General features: G+C 51.3%; 2 protein-coding genes. Both read left to right on the top strand.

Annotated features, from left to right (window positions below):
- The coding region (locus tag ACR0P9_RS11050; protein WP_432620115.1) for a hypothetical protein at positions 1-505 on the top strand (505 nt) is incomplete at its 5' end.
- A 300-nt stretch (positions 506-805) separates the two neighbouring features.
- A partial coding sequence (locus ACR0P9_RS11045; RefSeq protein WP_432620113.1) for an elongation factor G occupies positions 806-2,413 on the top strand: 1,608 nt, incomplete at its 3' end.

Genomic DNA, 2,413 nt, shown 5'->3' with positions numbered 1-2,413 from the left:
TGCGCTTGCCTTGTCATTGGATGGCGATCTTGCCGCCATTATCACGGTGGATTATGCGGTACCGGCGGTTCTGTTCCATGCGATGCAAAAGCTGATGGAACAGAAGACGACGATTTGGCTGCATTCACGCAATCAGCAGATTACGCCGAAGCTGGTGGAACAGCTGTATGATCTTCCGGCAGGCACGGTTGTCGTGCCGGATTTGGAACAAAATCGTGCCCTGAGAAATCCGGCGTATACACGCGATGCGCGGTTGTGCGCCCTGCTGGTACGCGATGGATTGATGGGGACGGCGGATTGTATTTGCGCCGCCCGTGCCCAGCGAAAGGCACAGCGCACAGGAATTCTCATCGGCATCTGCGCGTCCATCGTGTGTATGCTGCTCATGATGTATCTGTGCTATGCATTTGTTCCGTCCGATGCCCATCCGATTCGCCTGTTAATTTATATGGTTTTGTGCTTTATCCCGATTTTCTTCTTAGACAATGGAGTAGGACGGGAATGAAAGAAAACAGAGACAGAACGCCCCATTTGCGGGCGGAAAGTCTCTGTTTCTTTTTTTACAAAAAATTTTCAAATACAGGAGAGTGATGCTTTTATGCGGAAAATGCGTGATTTTGTGCAAAAAGTACGGTTTAAGCGCGGAAGAATTGACAAGTTCTGGTGAAGTTCCTAGAAACATGGCAAAACATTTGGAGAAAATTCACAATGTTTTGCTTGCGATAACGGAGAAAGTAGGGTATAATTACGAACATGAGGACGAGCAAGCTCGTCTGGGATAAGAAAAATTAAGGAGATGGAATCGTTGAACGTATATTCTGTAGATAAGATCCGCAACGTTTGTGTAATGGGACATGGCGGAGAAGGCAAGACTTCCCTGATCGAAAGTATGCTGTATATGACCAAGGCGACAGACCGCATGGGAAAAATCGCGGACGGAAATACCGTTTGTGACTATGACCCGGAGGAGATCCGCAGAAAGTTTTCGATTTCCACCGCAGTAGCACCGGTAGAATACGGCGGCTGCAAGATTAACATGCTGGACACACCGGGATTCTTTGATTTTGAGGGCGAAGTACAGAGTGCTTTGCGCGTGTGCGAATCCGGTTTGATTGTCGTTCCGGGCAAGTCCGGTCCGAGTGTCGGCACAGAAAAGGCATGGAAGCGTCTGGCAGATCAAGGCAAGCCGTGTGCGTTTTACATTTCTAAAATTGACGAAGAAAATTCCGATTACGATACCTCGCTGCACAAGCTGCAAAAGGCGTTCGGTGCGCATGTTGTTCCGATTGTTATCCCGATTTTCGAGGGCAATCGAGAGACCGTCGGCGTTGTCGACTGTGTAATCCGCAAGGCATATCACATGGAAGGCAATGAGCGAAAAGAGGTTGCCATTCCGGAATCCATGATGGCGAAGGTTGACCAGCAGCGTGCCGCTCTGTGCGAGAGCGTTGCCGAGCTGTCGGAAGATCTGATGGAGCGGTATTTCGCAGGCGAAGAGTTCTCGGATGAAGAGCTGATTGCAGGTCTGCGTCAGGGCGTGCTGGAGCGCGCGGTTATTCCGGTATTCTGCGGCACAGCGGCTACCGGCATCGGCACTGTTGCAACCCTCAAGGGCATCTGCGATTACATGCCGTCCCCGGATCAGGGCGAAGTTGAAGTTTGTGAGGAAGGCGAGGATCTCGTAGAAGTACCGTGCAACCCGAATGGTACCCCGTGTGCCTTTGTCTTTAAGACAACTGCCGATCAGTATGGCAGATTCAGCTATTTCAAGGTTGTAGCCGGTTCTGTAAAGCAGGATATGACGCTGCTCAACCATCGCATGGATGCGACGGAAAAGATCGGTCATCTGTATTCGATCTGCGGCAAGAAGGCGACCGAAGTCAAGGAAGTTACCTGCGGCGATATTGGTGCCGTATCTAAGCTCGCGACCACAAAGACCGGCGATACGCTGTCTATGAGTGTGCGTGCTGTCAATCTGACACCGGTACAGTTTGCAAAGCCGTGCTACACGCAGGCGATTGCACCGAAGACCAAGGGCGGCGAGGAAAAGATTGCTGCCGGTCTGACCAAGCTCGCAGATGAGGATCCGACCTTTAGCTTCACGATCAATTCGGAGACCCATCAGAGCCTGCTCAGCGGCATGGGTGATATTCATCTGGATGTCATTTGCTCCAAGCTGCAATCTCGCTTCGGCGCAGAGCCGGTACTGAGCAAGCCGATTGTCCCGTATCGCGAGAAGATTCGCGCCGCTGTCACCGTAGAAGGCAAGCACAAGAAGCAGTCCGGCGGTCACGGTCAGTACGGTCATGTTAAGATGACCTTTGAACCGTATGCAGACGGCGATTATGCCTTTGAAGAGCGCATTTTTGGCGGTTCTGTTCCGAAGAACTTCCATCCGGCAGTAGATAAGGGC

Source organism: Butyricicoccus sp., from assembly GCF_050872565.1.
GTDB lineage: Bacteria > Bacillota > Clostridia > Oscillospirales > Butyricicoccaceae > Butyricicoccus_A.
This window is presented reverse-complemented; position numbering and strand designations above follow the sequence as displayed.